This window comes from Paenarthrobacter sp. TA1.8, from assembly GCF_048595705.1.
Classification (GTDB): domain Bacteria; phylum Actinomycetota; class Actinomycetes; order Actinomycetales; family Micrococcaceae; genus Arthrobacter; species Arthrobacter nitroguajacolicus.
Map to the genome: position 1 here is coordinate 2,697,691 of NZ_CP184287.1, position 18,603 is coordinate 2,716,293.

General features: G+C 60.8%; 20 protein-coding genes and 2 tRNA genes. 5 read left to right on the forward strand and 17 right to left on the reverse strand.

What is annotated here, in order from left to right; all coding sequences use genetic code 11:
- Nucleotides 1–64: 64 nt before the first annotated feature.
- From nrdE to nrdH, 3 genes are all read right to left on the reverse strand, one after another.
- On the reverse strand, nt 65–2,185 hold the full coding sequence (gene nrdE, locus ACNAOT_RS12430; protein WP_420181162.1) for a class 1b ribonucleoside-diphosphate reductase subunit alpha: 2,121 nt from the start codon (nt 2,183–2,185) through the stop codon (nt 65–67).
- Nucleotides 2,186–2,217: 32 nt separating this feature from the next.
- A complete protein-coding gene (nrdI, locus tag ACNAOT_RS12435) occupies nt 2,218–2,688 on the reverse strand; it encodes a class Ib ribonucleoside-diphosphate reductase assembly flavoprotein NrdI (RefSeq protein ID WP_091467904.1) in 471 nt (156 codons plus the stop codon).
- A 63-nt stretch (nt 2,689–2,751) separates the two neighbouring features.
- Nucleotides 2,752–2,994, reverse strand: coding sequence for a glutaredoxin-like protein NrdH (gene nrdH, locus ACNAOT_RS12440; RefSeq protein ID WP_011775022.1), 243 nt, complete (start codon nt 2,992–2,994; stop codon nt 2,752–2,754).
- 394 nt (nt 2,995–3,388) lie between these two features.
- On the opposite strand from nrdH, the gene ACNAOT_RS12445 reads away from it, so the two are divergent.
- Together ACNAOT_RS12445 and ACNAOT_RS12450 are read left to right on the forward strand one after the other, a co-directional pair.
- Nucleotides 3,389–4,354, forward strand: coding sequence for a LysR family transcriptional regulator (locus ACNAOT_RS12445; protein WP_420178239.1), 966 nt, complete (start codon nt 3,389–3,391; stop codon nt 4,352–4,354).
- Nucleotides 4,355–4,404: 50 nt separating this feature from the next.
- Nucleotides 4,405–4,911, forward strand: a complete 507-nt coding sequence (locus ACNAOT_RS12450; RefSeq protein WP_011775024.1) for a DUF2004 domain-containing protein — start codon at nt 4,405–4,407, stop codon at nt 4,909–4,911.
- A 117-nt stretch (nt 4,912–5,028) separates the two neighbouring features.
- On the opposite strand, the gene ACNAOT_RS12455 is transcribed toward ACNAOT_RS12450, so the two are convergent.
- The 6 genes from ACNAOT_RS12455 to ACNAOT_RS12480 are packed head-to-tail and all read right to left on the reverse strand — an operon-like array spanning nt 5,029 to nt 10,135.
- Entirely contained in the window at nt 5,029–5,736 is a 708-nt protein-coding gene (locus tag ACNAOT_RS12455; RefSeq protein ID WP_420178240.1) for a hypothetical protein, read from the reverse strand.
- Nucleotides 5,733–6,749 (reverse strand): vWA domain-containing protein, encoded by a 1,017-nt coding sequence (locus ACNAOT_RS12460; protein ID WP_420178241.1) that lies wholly within the window; start codon nt 6,747–6,749, stop codon nt 5,733–5,735. The genes ACNAOT_RS12455 and ACNAOT_RS12460 overlap by 4 nt, the downstream gene beginning before the upstream one ends.
- On the reverse strand, nt 6,731–7,738 hold the full coding sequence (locus ACNAOT_RS12465; RefSeq protein ID WP_420178242.1) for a vWA domain-containing protein: 1,008 nt from the start codon (nt 7,736–7,738) through the stop codon (nt 6,731–6,733). The genes ACNAOT_RS12460 and ACNAOT_RS12465 overlap by 19 nt, the downstream gene beginning before the upstream one ends.
- Nucleotides 7,729–8,205: a hypothetical protein gene (locus ACNAOT_RS12470; protein ID WP_178994981.1), complete on the reverse strand. Its 477-nt coding sequence runs from the start codon at nt 8,203–8,205 to the stop codon at nt 7,729–7,731. Before ACNAOT_RS12470 ends, ACNAOT_RS12465 begins: the two co-directional genes overlap by 10 nt.
- On the reverse strand, nt 8,195–9,124 hold the full coding sequence (locus ACNAOT_RS12475) for a DUF58 domain-containing protein (RefSeq protein WP_420178243.1): 930 nt from the start codon (nt 9,122–9,124) through the stop codon (nt 8,195–8,197). Before ACNAOT_RS12475 ends, ACNAOT_RS12470 begins: the two co-directional genes overlap by 11 nt.
- 12 nt (nt 9,125–9,136) lie before the next feature.
- Complete coding sequence (locus ACNAOT_RS12480; protein ID WP_420181163.1) at nt 9,137–10,135, reverse strand: AAA family ATPase; 999 nt, start codon at nt 10,133–10,135, stop codon at nt 9,137–9,139.
- 128 nt (nt 10,136–10,263) lie between these two features.
- Here ACNAOT_RS12480 and ACNAOT_RS12485 point away from each other — a divergent pair, with 128 nt between their 5' ends.
- Complete coding sequence (locus ACNAOT_RS12485; RefSeq protein WP_243836799.1) at nt 10,264–10,467, forward strand: hypothetical protein; 204 nt, start codon at nt 10,264–10,266, stop codon at nt 10,465–10,467.
- A gap of 7 nt (nt 10,468–10,474) precedes the next feature.
- On the opposite strand, the gene ACNAOT_RS12490 is transcribed toward ACNAOT_RS12485, so the two are convergent.
- From ACNAOT_RS12490 to ACNAOT_RS12510, 5 genes are all read right to left on the reverse strand, one after another.
- Nucleotides 10,475–11,293, reverse strand: a complete 819-nt coding sequence (locus tag ACNAOT_RS12490) for a carbohydrate ABC transporter permease (protein WP_420178244.1) — start codon at nt 11,291–11,293, stop codon at nt 10,475–10,477.
- On the reverse strand, nt 11,290–12,159 hold the full coding sequence (locus ACNAOT_RS12495) for a carbohydrate ABC transporter permease (protein ID WP_420178245.1): 870 nt from the start codon (nt 12,157–12,159) through the stop codon (nt 11,290–11,292). Before ACNAOT_RS12495 ends, ACNAOT_RS12490 begins: the two co-directional genes overlap by 4 nt.
- Nucleotides 12,156–13,520, reverse strand: coding sequence for an extracellular solute-binding protein (locus ACNAOT_RS12500; protein ID WP_420178246.1), 1,365 nt, complete (start codon nt 13,518–13,520; stop codon nt 12,156–12,158). Before ACNAOT_RS12500 ends, ACNAOT_RS12495 begins: the two co-directional genes overlap by 4 nt.
- A 137-nt stretch (nt 13,521–13,657) precedes the next feature.
- Nucleotides 13,658–14,908, reverse strand: a complete 1,251-nt coding sequence (locus ACNAOT_RS12505) for an ROK family transcriptional regulator (RefSeq protein ID WP_091467934.1) — start codon at nt 14,906–14,908, stop codon at nt 13,658–13,660.
- A 171-nt stretch (nt 14,909–15,079) separates the two neighbouring features.
- A complete protein-coding gene (locus ACNAOT_RS12510; RefSeq protein ID WP_420178247.1) occupies nt 15,080–16,210 on the reverse strand; it encodes a class I SAM-dependent methyltransferase in 1,131 nt (376 codons plus the stop codon).
- Between the two features lie 196 nt (nt 16,211–16,406).
- Between ACNAOT_RS12510 and ACNAOT_RS12515 the strand changes: the two genes are divergently transcribed.
- Nucleotides 16,407–16,784, forward strand: coding sequence for a cupin domain-containing protein (locus tag ACNAOT_RS12515; RefSeq protein WP_364305982.1), 378 nt, complete (start codon nt 16,407–16,409; stop codon nt 16,782–16,784).
- 66 nt (nt 16,785–16,850) lie between these two features.
- Here ACNAOT_RS12515 and ACNAOT_RS12520 read toward each other — a convergent pair.
- Nucleotides 16,851–16,923, reverse strand: a tRNA-Ala gene (locus ACNAOT_RS12520).
- A gap of 378 nt (nt 16,924–17,301) precedes the next feature.
- Between ACNAOT_RS12520 and ACNAOT_RS12525 the strand changes: the two genes are divergently transcribed.
- Complete coding sequence (locus ACNAOT_RS12525) at nt 17,302–17,892, forward strand: ScbR family autoregulator-binding transcription factor (RefSeq protein ID WP_420178248.1); 591 nt, start codon at nt 17,302–17,304, stop codon at nt 17,890–17,892.
- An 84-nt stretch (nt 17,893–17,976) separates the two neighbouring features.
- Here the strand turns inward: ACNAOT_RS12525 and ACNAOT_RS12530 are convergent.
- Both ACNAOT_RS12530 and rsfS read right to left on the reverse strand, forming a co-directional pair.
- Nucleotides 17,977–18,052 (reverse strand) — tRNA-Ala (locus ACNAOT_RS12530).
- 117 nt (nt 18,053–18,169) lie between these two features.
- Nucleotides 18,170–18,574, reverse strand: a complete 405-nt coding sequence (rsfS, locus tag ACNAOT_RS12535) for a ribosome silencing factor (RefSeq protein WP_054808905.1) — start codon at nt 18,572–18,574, stop codon at nt 18,170–18,172.
- Nucleotides 18,575–18,603 lie beyond the last annotated feature (29 nt).

Genomic DNA, 18,603 nt, shown 5'->3' on the forward strand with positions numbered 1-18,603 from the left:
GAGATAAGCCTACGACGGCGGGTGGTAACCCGCCGTCGTAATCTTTAGTTTTCAGCGCGGTTGATCAGAGCGCACAGCTGACGCAGCCCTCAACCTCGGTCCCTTCGAGGGCCATCTGGCGGAGACGGATGTAGTAGAGGGTCTTGATGCCCTTGCGCCATGCGTAGATCTGCGCCTTGTTGATGTCACGCGTGGTGGCGGTGTCCTTGAAGAACAGCGTCAGGGACAGGCCCTGGTCCACGTGCTGCGTGGCAGCGGCGTAGGTGTCGATGATCTTCTCGTAGCCGATTTCGTAGGCATCCTGGTAGTACTCCAGGTTGTCATTGGTTAGGTACGGAGCCGGGTAGTAAACGCGGCCGATCTTGCCTTCCTTGCGGATTTCGATCTTGGCGGCCACCGGGTGGATCGAGGACGTGGAGTTGTTGATGTAGCTGATGGAACCGGTGGGCGGCACGGCCTGCAGGTTCTGGTTGTAGATACCGTGCTCCATGACCGAAGCCTTCAGCTCGCGCCAGTCATCCTGGGTGGGGATGTGGTGGCCGGCGAAGAGCTCGCTGACGCGCTCAGTTGCCGGAACCCATTCCTGCTCGGTGTACTTGTCGAAGAACTCACCGGAAGCGTAGGTGGACTTCTCGAATCCGCCGAACTTCTGGCCGGTCTCGATGGCCAGACGGTTGGAAGCGCGCAGAGCATGGAACAGCACCGTGTAGAAGTAGATGTTGGTGAAGTCCAGGCCCTCTTCGGAACCGTAGTGGACGTGCTCGCGGGCAAGGTAGCCGTGGAGGTTCATCTGGCCGAGGCCAATCGCGTGGCTCTGGGCATTGCCTTGGGCGATGGAAGGCACGGAGTTGATGTACGACATGTCCGAAACAGCGCTGAGGGCGCGGATGGAGGTCTCAATGGAGAGTCCAAAGTCCGGCGAATCCATGGTCTTGGCGATATTCATGGAACCGAGGTTGCAGGAAATGTCCTTGCCCACGGTCTCGTAGCTGAGGTCCTCGGCGTAGATGGACGGCGAAGAAACCTGCAGGATCTCCGAGCACAGGTTGCTCATGGTGATCTTGCCGTCGATCGGGTTGGCCCGGTTCACGGTGTCCTCGAACATGATGTACGGGTAGCCGGACTCGAACTGGATCTCCGCGAGGGTCTGGAAGAACTCGCGGGCGCTGATCTTGGTCTTCTTGATCCGGGAATCGTCAACCATCTCGTAGTACTTCTCAGTCACCGAAATATCGGAGAACGGAACGCCGTAGACCTTCTCGACGTCGTACGGGGAGAAGAGGTACATGTCCTCGTTCTTCTTGGCGAGCTCGAACGTGATGTCCGGAACCACGACGCCCAAGGAGAGCGTCTTGATGCGGATTTTCTCGTCAGCGTTCTCGCGCTTGGTGTCCAGGAAGCGGTGGATGTCCGGGTGGTGGGCGTGCAGGTACACTGCACCTGCGCCCTGGCGGGCACCGAGCTGGTTGGCGTAGGAGAAGCTGTCTTCGAGGAGCTTCATCACGGGGATAACACCGGAGGACTGGTTCTCGATCTGCTTGATCGGGGCGCCGTGCTCGCGGATGTTGGTGAGCGAAAGAGCTACACCGCCGCCGCGCTTGGAGAGCTGGAGGGCTGAGTTGATGGCGCGGGCAATCGACTCCATGTTGTCCTCGATGCGGAGCAGGAAGCAGGAGACGAGCTCACCGCGCTGAGCCTTGCCGGCATTGAGGAACGTGGGAGTGGCCGGCTGGAAGCGGCCGTCAATGATTTCGTCGACGAGGCGGTTGGCCAGCTCTTCGTCACCGCGGGCCAGGTGGAGGGCCACCATGCAGACGCGGTCTTCGTAGCGCTCAAGGAAACGCTTGCCGTCAAAAGTCTTCAGCGTGTAAGACGTGTAGAACTTGAAGGCGCCGAGGAAGGTCTCGAAGCGGAACTTCTTTTTGTACGCGCGGTTGAAGAGGTCGCGGATGAAGTTCATCGTGTACTGGTCGAGGGTTTCGCGCTCGTAGTACTGGTTCTTCACCAAGTAGTCGAGCTTCTCTTCCAGGTCGTGGAAGAACACCGTGTTGTTGTTCACGTGCTGCAGGAAGTACTGGTGCGCAGCTTCACGGTCGGCTTCGAACTGGATCTCACCGTTGGGGCCATACAGGTTCAGCATGGCGTTGAGCTCGTGATAACCCAAGCCCTTGAAAGCCTCAGGCAGCGGCTTCTTGACCGTGTCCACAGCGCCCCCGGTTACTTCTGTTTCTGCGACAGTTGTGTCCAAAACTTTTCCAGCCCTTCGTTGACCCGTTGAACGTCTTCCGGCGTCCCCATGAGTTCAAATTTGTAAAGATGCGGCACCTTGCACTTGACGGAGATGATGTCCCCCGCTGCGCAGTAGTTATCCGCGAAATTGGTGTTCCCTGCTCCAATAACACCCCGGATCAGTTTCCTGTTCCGGGGATCGTTCAAAAACCTGATGACCTGTTTCGGCACAGAACCTTCGCCGTTTGTTCCGCCGTAAGTGGGCAGCACAAGGACGAAAGGTTCAAGGGCCTGAAGCGGGGCATCCTGGGCATAGAGCGGGATGCGTGCTGCATCCCTGCCCAATTTTTGGACGAATCGTTTGGTGTTCTCGGAGGTCGAGGAAAAGTAGATGAGGTGACTCCTGGTGGTGACCGCTTCCGCAGCTTCGCGTACGGTTGCCGTTGCCAGCGGTGCCATGGGAGTCACCTCCACTACATAGGAATTCTGAGTTTGCCGTGGTGGCGAAGTTTGAATGGAAACTTAGGCCACGGAGGAAACAGCCTGGGCCAGTTCCTCGATCTTGTCCGGGCGGAAACCAGACCAGTGGTCCTGCTCGGTCACGACAACCGGCGCCTGCATGTAGCCCAAGGCCTTGAGGCGCTCGAGGGCCTCGGCGTCCTGGGAGATGTCGACACTCTGGTAGGCAATGCCCTTCTTGTCGAGTGCACGGTAGGTTGCGTTGCACTGAACACAGGCCGGCTTCGTGTAAACCGTAACGGTCATGATCCCTGTCCCCTTAGTTGAAGTCTGTCGCTCTTCGTATCTGGCGGGCTCAACCGGAACTAGTTTCTGAATCCGATACCGGCCCGCGGGCTGCTGTGGCAGCCAACACGCTTATTTAGTCTTGTGCTGGTTTCCCGCTCAATCCGTAAATCGATACTACATGTAGTGCAAGCGCCTCGCCGGAACCCCAAGATGATGTATTACAAGTATGTCATTCAATCCACCGCTCGTCCACAGGCGGGGGCCCTCAAAATGTCCGTGATTCCGCCGAATTGAGAGATGTCATCCACACCCTGTGGACTACTTAGCCACATTTAATCTTCAGCGTGTCGCCCGGATACGGCGTGTCGTGACACTTTGAAAATGTGGCGTGGCGAACAGCTAAAATCGGCTGATGGTCAACCTTCTCCATCTCCGCACCTTGATGGAGGTCACCCGGTTGGGTTCCTTCGCAGCCGCTGCCGCCCAACTCGGCTACACAGCTTCTGCAGTCTCCCAACAGATGGCTGCGCTGGAACGCGATACCGGCGTCGAGCTCTTCCAGCGGTCAGCCCGCAGCGTTGTCCCAACGGAGGCCGCGTTGACCATGACCCGGCACGCGTCGAAAGTGCTGACCGACGTCGAGGCCCTCATGGCAGCAGCCTCAAGGACCAATGACTCCCCCGCGCAGGAACTGAGGCTGGGCATTTTCCCCAGCCTCGCAACCTACGTACTGCCGGACATCCTCAGGAATGAGCGATGGAGCGGACTGGGTATTGAGCTGCGGGTCTCCGTAGCCGAGCCGGCACAAACCATTCAAGGCCTGCGCAGCGGCGGTGAACTGGATGTGGCACTTGTGTACCAGGTGGGGCAGTCCGGCCTGGCGTGGCCGCATTCACTGGAACGCCAGTGGATTGGCGACGACGACTTCCGTGTAGTGCTGCCCGCATCCTGGAAGATCCGCGAGGACGCCGAGATCGAAGCAGCACATCTCTCCGACATGCCATGGATCATCCACCACCCGGGCACCAGCGATGCCCTGGTGATCGAACGCCTGTTCGCCAGCTGCAACCTGCACCCCCGGGTGGTGGCCTACAGCGACGATTTCCACGCGAGCCTGGAGATGACAGCCGCCGGCCTTGGTGCCTCGCTGGTACCGGAACTGGCCCTGCGGCACCGGCCACCCGGCGTCGTGGTCCTTGACGTACCGGACATCCGGCTGGCCCGGAACGTGTTCGCCCTTCTCATCAACGAAAAGCGCACAGCCCAAGTGCAGTTGTTCACACAGCTGCTTGCGGACACTCTCAGGGACACCTCGGGAAAGAGTGGTCTTCACCCCCTGAAATCCGCTCCTGTCAAGGGCCGCAAGCTCCAGAGGTGAATTGCTGCGAAGTGCTGGAACCCGCCGGTTGATGGGGTTAGATTGATCACATGGGCAAGGTAGCGAGCAAACATTTTGGGGAGATCGAGCTCAATCACGGGCGTGAACATTGCTTCGTCGCGAGACACGAACTTGGCGGCAACCAGCTGGAGCTGGACCTCAATGTCACCGCGCACGACCACTTCGATGAGGCGGCCATGCGCAAGGTGGACTATAGATTGCGCTTCCTGCCGGAACTAGTGGATCAGGTCAGGGAGATGATCGCCGATGAACTCGACCAGGACGGCACTAATCCCCAACAGTTCCTGCACTTCCACAGCTCGCAGCTCAAGGAAGAGCAACTCGAATCGGTCTTTGGTGTCAGCGACAAGGGCCAGCTCACTAACGACGTTTTCCTGAAAGCCCTGAAACTCGGCCACGTGGCCATCTATCCGGGTCAGCCGGAGCGGTACTTCGTGTTGGACTTCACCCTCGGCTCGCACTTCACCGACGAGCTGCTGGTAGTAGCCGCTGATGAGGACGGCGTGGTGGACGACGAAATCCTGTGGGAGTCATAAACAGCTTTTAACCGCGAACGACGGCGGCCGGTCACCTTTCGGGTGACCGGCCGCCCGTCGTTATGGCTGGCTTGACGAGGTTGCGCGGGACGCGATCACAGCAGATGCTTCGTCAAGTCACCATGGCCTATCCATACCCGGGGCTTTGTCCGGTCCTCGCAGGTACTCGCCGCGTTCCTGACCTTCCGAACGCTCCCGCTGGGCCTGTTGCGCGTTCTCTTCAAGTTGCTGAAGCTGTTCCTGTTTGGGGGGCGACGGCGCTTCCTGGTTGGGCGCGGATGCACCGTCGTTCCGCGACTCGCCCTCGGTGATTTTGCCGGCCAGCCGGTCCTGGGCCGCGTCCAGGCTGCCACCCTCTCCGGCGGCGTTTGCCGGACCTTCCGCGTGGCACTGCGGCGGTGCGCTTTTTGCTGCCCCCATGGCTTCCCTGAACAGTTGGGCGGCGGCATCCCGATCCCCGGCGGCGTCCCCCAACTTCTCAATGCTGAGGACCAGATTGACGCGCACTTTGCACTCATCGACGCCGGAGCCGGCTTTGAGGGCTGACTCAAAGTCCTTCCGCGCAGCTGTGAAGTCGCCCGCCAAAACGTGGGCATCCCCGGAGGCGAAATGTGCCTTGTGCGGCTCAAGGATGTTGGCTATCTGCAACCACGACGCCGCGCTGGCGACACCCTGCTGCTCCCCGGAATCGAAGGACTGCCCGGCAGAGACACCCAACACCCCAACACTCAGGAGCTTCGCGGCAACTGCGAGCGCCACGAGCGCAGGTGGCGCTGACCAGAGTGCAAGGCTGCTTCGCCGTCGTCGTGCGTTGTCCCCGTTCATGGGGTGGGCTCCTTCCGCATGGTGGGCCGAAGCGCTTGAAGTGCGGTGAAGTGCCGCAACGGCTCGTGGATTGCCAGGAGGAAAGCGGCCAGGGCGAGCAACCAGTAGATCTCTACGCGCCCCGGGCCGTCGTGTGTCATGGCGGTCATGGCGCCGGGGCGGGCTTGGCCCAACATGTCCTGTGTTGGCTCGGCGCCTGTTCTGTGGGCGTAGGGGACGTGGAGTTGCTCTGCGATGGTTTGCAACTGCGATTCGTCAATTCGTGAGACGGCATCCTGTGGGGTGTTGGAGGTTTTGTCCTTCACGTATCCAGCGTCAGGGTCCGCGGTTTCCTTCATCGGGCCGCCCCCGCCGGTGCCGTACCCCAGTACCGCTCCCCCGGCCACATGGGTGGCATCCATGGGGGCCGGGGCCTCGGCACTGGTGTTCTCGCCGTCGCCGGCGTAGAAGACCAGTGCCGGGCGACCCGGACGTTGCTGGTTAGCGGCTGCGAGCCTTTCTTTCAGGAGTTGTGCCGCACCCGTGACGCTGCTCCCCTTGGCGTATCTGCTGTTTTGGGGTTGCAAGGTGGTCATGGCGGTTTTGAGGGCTGTTGCGTCCTGTGTGAGCGGCATGCGGACGGTTGCTTTGTTGTCGAAGGTGATGAGGGAGAACTTGGCTCCCGCGAGTTCCTTTGCAATGGCCATGACGTCCTGTTTGACCCCTGAAAGCCGGGTGCCGGTTCCGTTGTAGTCTTCGGCTGCCATGCTGGTGCTGGTGTCTACGACGAAGTAGACGTCGAGGTCAGCGGTGGCGGTTTGGGCTTGGCCACCTGCCCAACCGGGACGCAAAGCGGCGAGCAGAAGAAGTACGACGGCGGCGCTCCGCAGGGCTGCGGGCCTCCAGGTTCGAAGCGGCTGGCTTCGAACACGCCTCGTGTAGGTCCAGGCAGTGAAGCCCAGCACGGCGACGAATGCCAAGGCCAGTAGGGGCCACGGAATGATGGGGGCGAAGGTCATGGTTCCAGCCGCCATCCGAGCAGCAGCATTCCCGAGCCGGCAAGCAAGGCGATACCCAGAGGCCAAGCGGGTGTATCGGCGACTACTGCCTGCGGTGCCGCGAGGTAGCTTGTGGCCTCGGTTTCCTGCACTTTTTGGACAATGCCCGGCACGGCGGTGGGGCTGTCCAAGGTGAAGTAGGAGCCGCCGGTCCTTTCTGCTGCGGCCCTGAGCTGGGCACCGGGCTGCTCAGGTTGCTCGCCGTAGTCCATGTCGCCGGGGTTCAGGGCGTACACCTTCACGTTTTTTCCGGCGGCCAGGGCTGCGGCCTCGTCCAAGGTAAAGATCGGTTCCCCGGAGAGGAAGTTGTCCGTGGCCAGCACCACGGACCGTGAGCGCTGGTTGTCTCCTGGCTGATTGTCCCCTTGCTTGGTATCTACTGCGGCCGTGTCGGGGAAGCTCTGTATGCAGGATGCCAGTCCGTCACCAATGAGCGAGGAGCCTTCCCCGTTCCAGGTGCCGTCGAAGAAGGACCCGGTGCCGCTGTCCAAGGCTTCCTTCGCTTGCGTGAGTTGTTCGGCGGCGAACTGGTAGTCGTCGGTGAGCGGGAAGAGTTGCACACTGCTGCTGTCGAAGATGACCATGCCGATTCTTTCGCCGTCGAACTCCTTGGCGAGGTCTTCGAATACCGCAGCGAGGGCGGCATCCGTGCTGGTCATGGACCCAGAGACGTCCAAGCACAGCACGATGTCCCTGTTCCTGACTTCCGGCTGCTCTGTTGTGCGTTGGATGGGCCTTGCCGCTGCCGTGGCGGTCGCAGCGAGGAACACTGCGCCCAACACCACCGCGAGCGCCAAGCGGGTGCGGTGCCGGCGTAGGGCCCTTTGGTATTCGGGGAGTTCAGTGAGCCGCCCACCGTGCGCGATTGGCTTGGTTTTTTGCGGACGACGGCGGCGGTACAGCCACGCTGTGACTGTCACGGCTGCTGCGGCCAGGGGAAGAATCCACCAGTAGCTTAGTTCCATGCCAAGACCACCTGACGCGCGGTCTCCGCGGATTGCCTGACCGTATGGACGGGTAGCGGCGCGAACTCGTTGGGATAGATGCCGGCCACAACTGCCGCAAGTTCCTTGAGGTCGTGGCGGTGGAGATCCTCGAGGGTCATGGAGGTCACTGGCAGGCTGGTGGCCGCTCCGGCGAACTCCCGCACGAGGAAGCTGAGCCGCTGGTGCGCGTCGCGCTCGGGTAGGCGGCCGGCGTCGGCGTCTGAAGCTGTGGCGTTGATTGCGGCCAGGCAGGCGGCCCGAAGTGTCTCAAGGTCCGGCACCACCGTCACCTGACGGGCTGGATCTTCGTGGACCGCCACCATTTTGCGGGCTGGCCGGAAGATCCATGCGTACCAAGCCCCGATGATGAGCACCAGAACGAGCCCAAGCCACAACCATTGTGGCTGATACTGCAGGGGCGAATAGAAGCCGGCTTCATCCTGCACGAGTGCCACCCCGGGCAAAGGTTCTTGTGGTGAAAGTTCCGGAGCGGTGCTTTTCCAGGAGTGAGAAGACTGCGGTCAGGACGTTCTCATTGCCGGTTGTGTGTTCCTCGGCGATTCCCAGCCTGTGGAACACGTCCCGCCGCCCTTGGTCGCGTTTAAGCATTGCCGCAGCGTAGGCGGCACGTACTTTACCGTCCACGGCCACGGACCGGGGAATTCCACGTCCCGTGCCCACGTCCGTGCTGTCTTGCATTTGGCTCCCTAGCTCAGCAGCGAGCTCGGCGTCCCGAACGGTCAGCCACAGGACTTCGTGCCGGCCGCGCAACCTCCGCATCAGGCCCTCCGTGCGGGCATCGGGCAGGAACTCGTCCGCAATGACGACAATGAGCAGGCGCCCCTTCAGGTACCTCAGCACATAATCCAGCTGCGCTGCGATGCCACTGGCTGGGCCGTCAAGGGAAGCACTCGCATCCACTTCACGGAGCAGCCGCTCCAAATGCTCCTCGCCACTGCGGGGCGGGAGGTACTTGGACGCAACGGCGTTCCCGTGAAGGAGACCCACGTCGTCACCGTGCCGGGAAGCAAGGTACCCCAGGACCCCGGCCGCATGAACGGCGATGTCCTTCTTGGACTCCCCCGAGAACGCCTGTGCCGCCATGTTCCTTCCGGTATCCACCAGTAACAGGACCGCGTGGCGGCGCACTGCGACGTAGCGCTTGACCAGGGGTGATCCGTGCCGTGCCGTGGCTTTCCAATCGATGTCACGGACCTCGTCGCCGGGGACATACGCCCGGAGTTCGTCGAAGTCCAGGCTGCGTCCTTTGAAGACCGAACCGTATTCGCCGTCAAGAAGGGTCAGTGTCCTACGGTGGGCGAAGATGAACATCTTCGACTTGACGCGTCGGAGGAGGCTGGGCACGTGCAGGCCCCGCTACGGCGTCTGGACGGACGCCAGCACGGCATCGATCACGGTTTCCACGGAAATTTCCTCAACCACGGCATCGAATCCGAGAATGATCCGGTGACGCAGGATCCGATGTGCGAGGTTTTTGACGTCCTCAGGTATGACGTGGTCACGTCCCTTGAGCAATGCCATGGCGCGGGCTGCCTGGCTGAAGGCGATGCTCGCCCGCGGGCTGGCACCGAATTCCACGACGTTGGCCAGCCGGGGCTCCAGATACTTTGAAGCGTTGCGGGTGACGTAGGCGAGTCCCACGATGTAGCGGACGATCGCCGGATCAATGTAGACCCGCCGTACCAATTCCTGGACTTGGACTACGGCGTCAAGGGAAGCGGCCGCCGGAGGCTTCTGGTCCGCGTTGAACACGCCGGCGTCAATCCGCCGGATGACTTCCGCTTCCTCCGCAGGACTTGGATAGTCCAGTACGTCCTTGAGCATGAACCGGTCCATCTGCGCTTCGGGAAGACGATACGTTCCTTCTTGCTCTATGGGGTTCTGCGTAGCGAGCACCAGGAAGGGCTGGGGCAAAGGGTAGGACTCGCCGCCGATGGACGTCTGCCGCTCCTGCATCGCTTCCAGCATGGCGCTCTGGGTCTTGGCACTGGATCGGTTGATCTCGTCCAGCAGGACGATGTTGGCGTGGACCGGGCCCAATTGGGTGACAAACGTGCCTTTGACGGCGTCGAAAATCTGCGTACCGGCGATGTCGCTGGGCAGGAGGTCCGGCGTGCACTGGATCCGGCGGAACTCTGCGCTCACCGACTCCGCGATTGCTTGGGCCGCAGTGGTCTTGGCCAGGCCGGGCACACTTTCCAACAGGACGTGGCCACCGGTCAACAGGCCGATAACCAACGTCTCGCGCAGCCGTGCCTGGCCCACCACCTTGTTTTCGAAGCTTCGTACGATGCTCCCGACGAGTTGCTGGGCACGGGCCATGTCCGGCGCATCGATTCCGGCCATGGCTGTCATCTGTTGCACTCGTGGTCCCCTTGCTTGCTGGCGTTGATGTGAAACGGCCACTTCATCCAAGCCTTCCTGGAGCGGCGCCGCAATGGGGACCCCTCCCCATGTGGTCTTCCTGGGTCTATTCTTTTGCCATGCATCCGCTACCAGCCGCCTATCAGAAGTACCTCGCCTCCCAGGACCAGCACGTCATCGACGCCGTACGGCCGGTTCTCCTCCAGTCTGCAGCAGACCAACGCCACGGCGTCCGCATCACCTTCAACAGGGGCCCAACCGGTCACCAAGCCCATCTGGACGATTCCATACCGTACGGGGAGATCATCGAGGACATCGACTGACACCGAACTAACCCTTCATAGCGCCAGACAGGGCAAACGAATTTCCCATGCCACGCGATACCAGCGCATAGAGCACCAGCACAGGGACCGAATACAAGATGGAGAACGCGGCCAACTGGCCGTAGGCGATAGCGCCGTGCTGGCCAAAGAAGCTGAAGATGGAAACGGCGGCTGGTTGCTTGCCTGTGGACAGCAGCAGGATGAAGGGGACGAAGAAGTTCCCCCACGCCTGGATGAAAACAAAAATAAACACCACTCCCAGTCCCTGCCTCATCAGAGGCAGGACGATGCTCCGCAGGGCCGCCATCGTGGAGGCCCCATCCACCCACGCCGCTTCCTCCAACTCTAGAGGAACGGAATCCATGAAGTTCTTGGTCATCCAGATCGCCATGGGCAACGTGGTAGTTGCCATGAAGAAGATGGTGGCAGCCATGGAATCCAAAAACTGAAGCTGAACAAACAAGCCATAGACAGGCACCATGATGGCCGTCACGGGCAACGACGTCCCAAACAGGACCGTGTACATGAAGGGCCTGTTGAACCGTGATTGATATCTGGACAACGGGTAGGCGGCAAGCACAGCTGCAAGCACATTCACCACAGCCGTGCCCGCTGACAACAGAAAGCTGTTTGCCAAGGGTTGAAACAACAGCTCGGGAGTCATCACCGCACGGAAGTTCTCGGTGGAAGGCGCCAAGGGGACCTTGGTCTGGTACCCGGCTTGGGGGTCGACGGCGGCCAGCAGCAACCAGAGCAACGGCGCGACAAAACAAATCCCGATGACCGCCAAGGCGATGTCCGCGCCCAACTTGGCCTTGGTGGTCATGGCCGTTGCTCCCGTAGCAACCGCACGTACACGCCACCGAAAATCATTCCCAACAGAATCAGCACCGATGCCACGGCTGTGCCGTAACCAATGTCACCGAACTTGAACGCTTCCTGGTAAGCCAACACCGGCAAGGTGGTGCTGGCATTGGCGGGGCCTCCGGCAGTCATCACCCAGATGAGGGTGAACACAGCCAACGTCTGAAGCGTGATCAGCATCAGGTTGGTGGCGATACTGCTCCGGATGAGCGGCAGCGTGATGAAGGCCAGCCGCTGCCAGCCTCGTGCCCCATCCATGAGCGCCGCCTCTGCGATATCCCTGGGAACGTCAGCAAGCGCTGCCCGGTAAACCAGCATGGAGAAGGCAGTTCCACGCCAGGTGTTCGCCAAGACGATCGCCACCAGGGGAAACGAGTACAGCCAATCCGGGCCCACACCACCGAAGGCTCCCACTATCTGGTTGAGCGTTCCCTCACGGTTGAAGTAGGCGTATGCGGCAAACGCAGCCACGATCTCCGGAAGCACCCAGGCCGCCACCACAGCGGTCCCCACCCAGGATGCCATTGCCCTGCGCGAACGCGTCATCAACAGGGCAATCAGCAAGCCCAACACATTCTGTCCCAGCACCGCCGACGCTGCGACGAACACTATCGTGAGCCACGCGGCCAAAGGGAAAGAGTCGTCGCTGAACATCCGGACGTAATTGTCCACACCCACCCACTGCGGGTCTTTGGCCGCCCGCCCTGACAACGCGGCGTCGGTGAACGAGGCGTAGAAGGACCACGCCACAGGAGCCAGCAGGAACAACAGGAGCAGGAGAACAGACGGGACTACGGGGAGCAGCCGCAGGAAGCGGCGCATTCTCATTTCTCCAGAACCTTGTCCTCACCTACCAGCTTGCGGACGGTGGCATCGTATTCAGCCGCGGCATCCTCAGGACTCTGCTTACCCGTGATAACGGACTCAGTAGCTACTTGGACGGCCGTGGAGATCCTCGGGTAATCGGCAGTTGCCGGCCGGTAATGCGTTACCTTCACCAAGTCTGAAACGTCCTTCACGAACGGGTTGGCTCCCAGATATTCAGGCTCCGATGCAACATCCGTGCGGACAGCGATCTGGGAGTTGTTGATGTCATAGGCCAGGGCGTTCTTCTTGTTCAGCGCTGTGGTGAGGAACTGGAAGGCCAGTTCAGGGTTCTTAGTCTTCGCCCCCACAGCCAGGGTCCAACCACCGGACATGCTCACACCACCGGGGTCCTGTCCCTTCTGGGTGGGGAACATTGCTACGCCCATCTCCTGCTCATAGCCGGCCCACTCATACGCGCCGCCTTTCTGCCAGAACGACGGCGTGTAGGAACCTTCCACAGTTGCCCCGAGTTTGCCCTGCGGGAACCACTCGCCAAAGACCTTCTTCCAGACGTTCGCGTCCAGGGCTTCGGCAGGGCTCACGGCGAGCTTCTCGTCATACAGGGTTTTCAAGAACGCCAACGAGTCGGTGAACCCTTGGGAGCCCACCACCCACTTCTTTTCGTTCTCGTCATACAGGCTGCTGTCTGTGCCATAGAGCAGTTCATAGAAGCCCTGCATGACCGTTCCCTCTCCGGTCCCCTTGCCTGCATACATGTTGAACGGGATCACATTGGGATCCGCAGCTTTCATGGCGCGCGCGGCGGTCAGGATCTCGTCCCACGTTTTAGGCTGCCACGGAACGGAAATTCCCGCCTTCTGCAGGACGGACTTGTTATACCAAATGCCCCGCGTATCAGTGCCCAACGGCACCGCATAAATGCCGCCGTCATCCGCGCGGCCGGCTGCCTTGGCAGCTTCGTTAAACGCCCCCCAGTCGTCCCACTTCTCAAGGTAGCTGTCCAGTTTGAGGAGGTAACCGGCGTCGACGTCGGACCGCACCTTGAAGGTGTCCTCATAGAAAACATCCGGCGCCGTATCAGCGGAACGCTGAGCCAGGGCGAGCTTTGTCCCATAGTCGTCGTCATTGGCCTGGATGGGCTGAAGGTCCACGGTCACACCGGAGTTGGAAGCTTCGAATTCCTTCTTGGCGTCCTGCATGACGGTGTCCAAGGCCGTGAACGAGTCCGTTTTCTGATAGACGATCTTGAGCGTTTTGCTCTCAGCAGCCTCAGGTGTGGGCGAACAAGACGTCGCTGCCGTAAGAACGGCAGCGACGGAGACAACGGCAGCGAACTTAACAGCGGCAGATTTCACCGACATTTTAATCATTGCCTTGTTTTTCACAGGGCGGCGCATGATGCTCCATTCTGTCGAACGTGGCTACAGCCCCCATACTTCACCGTGACACCCATGCGACGTGGCCGAGCCTTGTGGATATTCAGTTGTCCTGCTTCGAACTAGCCTTCCAGCAGGAGCCTTTGCGCGCGCGGAGCCAGCATGTGCTCCAGAACCAGGCAGGCGGCACCAATGGCGCCAACGTCTTCACCTACACCGGTTCCCACGACTTCCAGGTCATGGATCATGCGGGCTGCGTTGTTCTTGTCCAGCAAATCCGGAACGCGTTCCAGGAAGTAAGGGGACATCCGCCCCCAGAACGGACCACCAAAGACGACGCGCTCCACGTCCAGTGTGTTGGTCACGATGGAAACGGCGCGTGCCACCAGTGTGGCGGACTTGTCCAGGATGGCAATCGCTTTGGCGTCACCTGCATCTGCTTTGTCGCACAACGCGGCATAGCGTTCCTGGACTTCAGGGCCGTCAGCACCCTCCCGGTGCCCTTCAAGCAAACCGGCGGCTTCGGCCTCGGCCACCAGCACCTGCGGAATGCAGGAAGACTTGACGCAGCCGTGCAATCCACAATCACACTGCGGACCGTTGGGGTCCACCACGATGTGGCCGATTTCACCGGCATTGCCGGAAGTGCCGCGCACTACTTCGTCATTGAGCACAATGCCGCAGCCGATACCGGTTCCCATGTACATGAACACGAAGCTGCCGGCCCCACTCGCGCCACCGGCCCAGGTTTCCGCCACCGCGGCACTTGTCACGTCCTTGTCCACCAACGTTTCCATGCCGGTGGCTTCGGCCAAGGCCTCGCGGATGCGCACGCGGTTCCATCGCGTCAGAAGGGGCGGCTCCACCACAGAGCCCTCGTCGAGGTCGATCGGGCCCGGAACCGCAACACCGAGCCCGGCGATCTTGGAAGCATCGACGCCTGACTCTTCGATCAGGACATTGATCTGTTCGGCGATGCTGGTAATCACGTCGGCAGGGTCACCACCGGGGGTTGCCATCCGCGAATGCCTTACGACGTCGCCCAGCAAGTCGAGGACCACAAAGGTGATGACGGCCGGGTCCAGATGAACGCCCACCGCGTACATACCCGCCGGGTTGAGGCGCAGGATGGTCCTCGGCTTGCCGGGGCCCGAGCCTTCCTTACCGGCCTCCACTATCAGCTGCTGGTCCAGGAGGCGTCGGGAGATATTCGAAATCGTCTGTGGGGAAAGGCCCACGATCTGAGCCAGCTCAACACGGCTGAGACCGCCCGATGACCGCCGGATCGCCTCCAGAATTACGGTCAGGTTGAAGTCCCCCATGCGGGGAAGGTTGGTTCCGCGCCTCGGTGTCGGCTGCCGGATCTCAGTCACTGATGCCCCTCGTCATTGGGATGAACTTCGTCGAAGATGGTCTTTGTCTGAATCGTACGATACCGCCGCCGCTTCGGATACGAGCACACGCTGACGCAGGTGTCAGGGCTTGGTAACGATGCCACTGCATTCCATGCCACCGCCGTTGCGGCAGTCGCTTGATGGCCAGGCTCAGGACTTCCGGCTTCGAGTCACAGTGAACTTCGGATTCCGGCCTTCCTCCACCGTTGGCCCGATGTTCCGTTCCAGGGCGGCCCGGTACTGCAAATGGCTGTTGTAGACGGTCCACAACTCTCCCCCGGGGGCAAGAACACGGGCGGCCGCTTGAAACATCTTGAGCGCAGCGCCGGCATGCACACTGGCACCCAGATGGAACGGCGGGTTCAGCAAGATGAGGTCAACACTGCCAGGCTCAAGGGTGGACATGGCATCATCGTGGATCACTGCCACCCGCTCCCCCAACCCGTTTGCAGCGGCCGTAGCCCTGGCTGAAGCAACGGCTGCAGCTGACTGGTCGGTGGCTACGACGCGGGCATCCGGGTGGCGAAGCGCATACATTGTGGCGAGAATACCGGTCCCGCAACCCAGATCCACAACCTGCTTCGATGCCGGCATACGATCCAGGAACGTCAGAAGGTAGCGCGTGCCTATGTCCAGACGGGCGCCGGAGAACGCAGCACCATGCGCGCACACTGTGATTCCCAACTCCGGCAGCGATTCCACCACAGGAAAGGGACGCTTTCCGGGCGTCGCTTTGGGGTTCCGTGCCACCAGGACACGGGATTTCTGCCGGGCAAGTTGCGGCTGGACCGATGAGAAGTAGCGTTCCAGGACCTCATTCATGCCGAGTGACATGTGCTTCACGCGACCCCCGGCCAGCAGGACCGCATCCGGCGCCGCAAACCGCGCTACGGCGTCGGCGATTTCCTCCAACTCAGCCAGAGACTTAGGCAACTGCAGAAGCACAACGCCTGCACCGTCCAGCAAGTCCCGGTTCAGTTCGTATTCGGTGAAACGTCCCTCCAAGCCAGCCACCGCGGCATTGCGTTTCAGCGCAAGCCTTCCAGTGAAAAGGTCCTGGCTGACGCGTACATGCCCGACGCCGAGCCCAGCCACGGCGCCCAATGTCAGCGCACCATAGCGGTCGCCGATGACAACCACCTTCGTGTCGGGCCCCAGCAGATCCGCCGCCGTGTCCAACAGGAGCCTGTCTGTGGCATCGAAGGCCTGCAGGTTGTCCGCTTCGACGTCGGGAAGCCTGCTCAACGTACCCAAGAGCGATTCAACATCCATTGCCGTCACGGTGCGGTTCTCGCTTTCATACTTAACTGTCTCGACTTAAGGGCGGCTTGGGAGGAACCTAGTGCTTGCACCACGCAAACACCTGTCATGCCTTCGGCTGGAGACCACCAAGGCGGCAGGCACAGGTCACGGCGACCCTTGGAGCCAGGCACCGGGATCCACTCATCATTGGGCTCCCCTTTCCCTGCGAGAAGCCATGAGTGTCAATGTTGTCACGAACCTTGAAGTAAAGTCCCACAACTCTCCCGACGAAACGCGACGCCCCGATAAGACGGTCCTGGACCTCGTCACCGTGGGAGATTACACAATCGGCCGTATGACCTTTGAACCAGGCTGGACCTGGGCCGACTGCATCAAGCCAGTAGTTGGCACCGACTCCTGCGAATTGAGCCACGTCGGGTTCTGCCTTTCCGGCAACCTGGAGGTAGAAACCAATGACGGCGGCAAGATCAGCATTTCAGCCGGCGACTCCTACACCATCCCACCGGGTCACAACGCCCATGTAGTGGGCGATCAACCCTTCCAAGGCGTCGAGTTCGTCAGCGGCGCCGAATTCGCGCGTCCTGCGGAGTAGCCTCCAGGGATCGGGAGGTGAACAACAGAAAGACCCCGCTCAGTGAGCGGGGTCTTTCTTCCGAAGTGGAGCTGAGGGGACTCGAACCCCTGACCCCCTGCATGCCATGCAGGTGCGCTACCAGCTGCGCCACAGCCCCGGAATTTTGTTGACCGCAAACGGTTCAATTTCTCTTCCCGCCGAAGCAACTCGTCAATACTAACCACAATCCCACGAGAAGCGAAATCGCCGGAACATGAGCTGCATCACGCCGCCCTTGCGGTCCGACGGAGGGCGATCCGCAGCCGAGGTGCGCTGGATTACTCCACCGCACCTCCCCCCAAACCGGCCGCGAAGGAGCCATCCGCCAAAACTGCGCGGCTCCACTTGAAGTCTAGATTTTCCTCGGAACAAAACCAAACCGTTCAGTCGGTTTATGTTCCGGTGAGGCCGTGGTCGGCCGATGGTAGCGTTGTGGAGTCTCGACGGCGGCCCGCTCCTCCGTCTCCTGCCTGACCTGAGAGGCTACCCACCACCCATGCAGCAACGTGCGAAAGACACCCGGCTTTCCGTCATCGAAGGCGCTGCCCGGGTCTTCGCGGAAATCGGCTACGGAAATGCCAGCCTGACCGACATCACCAAGCGCGCAGGCGTGACGAAGGGTGCGCTCTACTTCCACTTCACATCAAAGCGGGACCTGGCTTTAGCTGTCATCGAGGAGCAGCACGCCATCGTCTTGGCCGCGGGGTCTGAAATCGTCGCCTCAGGCGCACCCGCCTTGGACAGGCTCATAGGACTCTGCAGGATGTTCGGCCAACAGCTGCTGGATGAGCCGGTTGTCCAAGGAGGCATTCGGCTCACGTTTGAAGCCTCCGCTTTCGACGCCGACGTCTCAGGTCCCTACCAGGACTGGATCAGCACGGCAGAGCAACTGCTGCGGCAGGCTGCAGAGGATGGCGCCGTACGTCCCGAGCTGGACGCTGCAGCGTTCGCCCGGTACTTGGTTGCGTCGTTCACCGGCGTTCAGATGGTCTCTGAAGTACTGACCTCACGTGAAGACATGCTGCCAAGGATCGAACAGATGTGGGAGTTCATGCTGCCGGCGTTACGCCCGGCACCGGCCAAATAGCCACGAGTTCTGCAAGCGGCTGCCTCCGGGTACGAAAAAGGTCCTGCCTTCTCCATACAATTCATGAAGAAGACAGGACCTTGGTGGTGGAGCTGAGGGGACTCGAACCCCTGACCCCCTGCATGCCATGCAGGTGCGCTACCAGCTGCGCCACAGCCCCATATTCTTGCTGCTTCGCAACTGGTTTTTTGGACCATCCGCGCCGAAGCAACTCAAATATCTTAGAACAGCATTTCCGAAAATTCCAAATCGGACATATTTCTGCTCATTGCTGTTCCTAGTGTTCGGAATCTTCCGCCGAAACAGCCTTCGCGGAAGCGTCGTCGCCCAATTCGAGGTCCACTACAGGGCAGTCCTTCCAGAGGCGTTCCAAAGCATAGAAGACACGATCTTCAGCGTGCTGGACATGGATCACGATGTCCGCATAGTCCAAGAGAACCCAACGGCCTTCAGAGCGGCCCTCGCGGCGCACGGGACGAAGGTCCTGCTTCATCAGTTCTTCCTCGATGCCGTCAACAATGGCGTTGACCTGGCGCTCGGTGGGAGCGGACGCAATGAGGAAAACGTCGGTGAGCGCCAAACGCTCACTCACGTCCAGGGCGACAATGTCCTCGGCAAGCTTGTCTGCCGCGGCACGCGCAGCGTGACGGGCGAGGGTAATGGATTGTTCATGTGCAGACACGGGTACTCCTTGTTGTGGCCAGTGGCCTG